This window comes from Mesorhizobium sp. M4A.F.Ca.ET.090.04.2.1 (assembly GCF_003999085.1).
In the GTDB taxonomy this organism is placed as follows: Bacteria; Pseudomonadota; Alphaproteobacteria; order Rhizobiales; family Rhizobiaceae; genus Mesorhizobium.
On the sequence record NZ_RZOT01000643.1, the window covers coordinates 1 to 3072 of the forward strand.

The window sequence follows — 3072 nt, forward strand, 5'->3', positions numbered from 1 at the left end:
ATCTGCTGCTGGTCACGCTTCTTCTTGCGCGGCTTGATCGGCTGCTCGTCGTTAGCCGGAGCCGCCTGCTCGGCGGGCTGTTCGGCGGGTGCTGCTTCGATTTGCTGCTGCTGTTCGCGCTTCTTCTTGCGCAGGTTGTCCTGCCGGTTGTTGTCCGCCGGCGCGATCTGTTCGGCAGGAGCCGCTTCGATCTGCTGCTGGTTGCGCTTCTTCCTGCGCGGCTGCTGCTCTTCGGCGGCAGGCGCGGCTTGTTCGGCCGGCGCCTGTTCCGTTTCCTGCTGTTGCTGTTCTACCTTGCGCTTGCGTGGTTTTTGTTCCTGCTCGGCGGGTGCGGCCTGCTCGGCCGGCGCGGATTCGGTTTGCTGCTGCTGCTCGCGCTTCTTTTTCTTGGGCTGTTCCGGTTCAGCCTGCTGGTTCTGCGCGCAGGCTTCGGCTGATTCCCCCTCGGCGCAGCTCGCTTGCGCAAGAATCAATGGCGCGGCGGCGTGCTGCATGGAGCCGAAAACGGCACCGCCCTGCAGCGGGTACGCGCCCAACGGCGCGGATGCCATCAGCAGGCCGATCGCGGTGCCTGCCAGAATCCGTGGTTGGCGTTTCATCTCAAATTCTCCTTGTGGGGTCCCATCCCTGCCCAAAACTTTCATCATCGGGATTTGGTTCCGACGTGTGGGCATTAGCGGCAACGAAGGACGATTGACCGGCGTTTTGAAGGCAACTTCGTGTTTTTCATATGATGCATGTGTCATTTACGCCACTGCCGCGCTTGACCTTGGCGCCGGCCGGGGCCACATCCGCGCAATGGGTGCGCCGTTCTGGAAAACCAAGACTCTTGAGGCGATGACGCCGGTCGAGTGGGAATCGCTCTGCGACGGTTGCGGGAAGTGCTGCCTGTCGAAGCTCGAGGACGAGGACACCGGCGAGATCTACTGGACGAGCGTCGGCTGTCGGCTGTTCGACGCCGAAAGCTGCCGCTGCGCCGATTATGCCAACAGATTGGCCCGGGTTCCGGACTGCGTTGGGCTGACTCCGCAGAATGTGCGCACTATCAGCTGGCTGCCCAGGACCTGCGCCTATCGGTTGATAGCTGAGGGGCATGACCTCTATTGGTGGCACAGGCTGGTCTCGGGGAGCGACGAGACGGTGCACGAAGCCGGCATCTCGATCCGCGGTCGGGTCAAGGCCAAGGAAACCGACCTTGCCGAGCCGGACGACTATTTTGACTATATGCTCGACGACGAGCCCTGAACCGATTTTCGCCGCAAACCGATAGGAAATAGCACGCGCCGGATCGGCCTCGGCCGGAACCGGCGGGGCCGTGGGGCGTTTGGGGTCCGGCCGCTCACAACCGATGGCTTGCCGGATGAACCGAAGATGAATGGACGGTTCGCAGAAGGTTCAGACAGGCAGGCGCATTCTCGCACCATCGGCTCACAAGGGGCGAGAGCCCTCAACAAGGAGAGAAAACGATGTTCAACACGATCAAGACGGCAGCCCTTTCGGCGCTGGTCGGCCTCGGCACGCTTGCCGCCATTCCCGCCGCCCATGCCGACAGCCTCTATCTCGGTTTCGGCAACAACCAGGATCCCCGCTTCGGCGTCTACACCGGGGACGATGACGGTTACTACCATCGCCGTCACCGCTCGGATGATAACGATTGGCGTGACGACCGCGGCTGGCGCCGGGGCTGTTCGCCGGAGCGCGCGCTCGACAAGGCAGAGCGCATGGGCTTGCACCGTGTCCGCATCGTCGATGTCGGCCGCCGCACGGTCAAGGTTATGGGCCGCCAGTACGGCGATCGCGTCGTGGTGGTATTCGCCAATGTGCGCGGCTGCCCGATCATCTATCGCTAAGGAACACAAGCCGGCCCCGGCTTGAACGCCTAGCAGAGCCCCTTTCCGCCAGGGCGGAAGGGTGCGGCTCAAGAAGAACCCCGGAGGACTGGTCCTCCGGGTTTTTCATGCGCAGCAGGGGTCGGTCACAGCCGGCCGGACCTGCGTCCGGCCCCGCCGACGCAAGCCGGCCGGACCACGCTCACTTCAATTCGAAGGTGACGGTAACCTGCACGGCGTAAGCGTTCTCGCCCGCCTGCACCGGGACCGACGCGCCCGCGGCATCGAAGGCCTTGGCGTTGATCGGCATCGGCGGCGGCGCGATGTTCTGGTCGGTAATCTCCAGCACCCGGCCGATGCTGACACCGGCGGCCTCGGCCAGCGTCCTGGCCTTGGCCATGGCGTCGGCGACCGCCTTCTTGCGGGCCTCGGTGACAGCGGCGGACGGGTCTTCGTTGGAGAAGGCAATGCCGCCACCCTGGTTGACGCCGAGCGACACCGCCTTGTCGAGGATATCGCCGGTCTTGTCGATGTCGCGGATGCGCACCGAAAGCGTGTTGGTCACCTGGTAGGCGACAAGCTCGGCCTCCTGGCTGCCGTCCGGCTTGTTGGTGTAGTTGTAGCGCGGATTGATCTGGATGCCCGCCGTCTGCAGGTCGCGGTCCTTGATGCCGGCCGATTTCATCGCCGCGATCACCGCGGCCATGGCGTCGTTGTTGGCGTCGAGCGCGGCGCGCGCGGTCTTGGCCTCGCGCATGACGCTGAGCGTCAACAGCGCGAGATCGGGCGCTGCGGTCGCATGGCCTTCGCCCGACACGACGATGCGGGGCGCGGCTTGCGAATCGGCGGCGCCGGCCGCCGCCGGCAAGGCGATGGCGGCAGCAAGCGCCAGGGGCATGAGGGGCAAAAGACGTCTGGTCATGAAAATCTCCTCGGTCTGCGAACCAGTCGCATCTGGCAACTAGAGCGCGAATATGGGCTGATTTGGGCGATCGCTGCCAGCCCGCCCGGAAAGCCTTGTGCCGAGGAAGGAAAAACACTAAGCCAGCCGCGTGGGGCCTGTAGCTCAATGGTTAGAGCCGGCGGCTCATAACCGCTTGGTTGGGGGTTCGAGTCCCTCCGGGCCCACCATAACCATTGTTTTTATTCACAAAAAGTGCCCTCGGCCCAAAACGTTTTGGGCCCATTATGGGCCCAAAGCAGGACCGTGGTCCCGGTTTGTTCCGACTCGATTTGATTATCT

General features: G+C 63.8%; 3 protein-coding genes, 1 tRNA gene and 1 pseudogene. 3 read left to right on the forward strand and 2 right to left on the reverse strand.

The window, feature by feature from the left end; all coding sequences use genetic code 11:
* Positions 1–599: pseudogene (locus EN781_RS29590) on the reverse strand (flagellar motor protein MotB); the annotation flags it as partial.
* A gap of 199 nt (positions 600–798) precedes the next feature.
* Between EN781_RS29590 and EN781_RS29595 the strand changes: the two are divergent.
* Both EN781_RS29595 and EN781_RS29600 read left to right on the forward strand, forming a co-directional pair.
* Positions 799–1245, forward strand: coding sequence for a YcgN family cysteine cluster protein (locus EN781_RS29595; RefSeq protein WP_126058807.1), 447 nt, complete (start codon positions 799–801; stop codon positions 1243–1245).
* A gap of 221 nt (positions 1246–1466) precedes the next feature.
* A complete protein-coding gene (locus EN781_RS29600) occupies positions 1467–1850 on the forward strand; it encodes a hypothetical protein (protein WP_126058808.1) in 384 nt (127 codons plus the stop codon).
* Between the two features lie 181 nt (positions 1851–2031).
* On the opposite strand, the gene EN781_RS29605 is transcribed toward EN781_RS29600, so the two are convergent.
* Positions 2032–2751, reverse strand: coding sequence for an SIMPL domain-containing protein (locus EN781_RS29605; RefSeq protein ID WP_126058809.1), 720 nt, complete (start codon positions 2749–2751; stop codon positions 2032–2034).
* A 133-nt stretch (positions 2752–2884) separates the two neighbouring features.
* Here EN781_RS29605 and EN781_RS29610 point away from each other — a divergent pair.
* Positions 2885–2960, forward strand: a tRNA-Ile gene (locus EN781_RS29610).
* Positions 2961–3072: the final 112 nt, after the last annotated feature.

Bases quoted from the DNA above. Each gene is read 5' to 3' on its own strand.
- EN781_RS29605 (WP_126058809.1), bottom strand. From the start codon at position 2,751: ATGACCAGACGTCTTTTGCCCCTCATGCCCCTGGCGCTTGCTGCCGCC.
- EN781_RS29600 (WP_126058808.1), top strand. From the start codon at position 1,467: ATGTTCAACACGATCAAGACGGCAGCCCTTTCGGCGCTGGTCGGCCTC.
- EN781_RS29595 (WP_126058807.1), top strand. From the start codon at position 799: ATGGGTGCGCCGTTCTGGAAAACCAAGACTCTTGAGGCGATGACGCCG.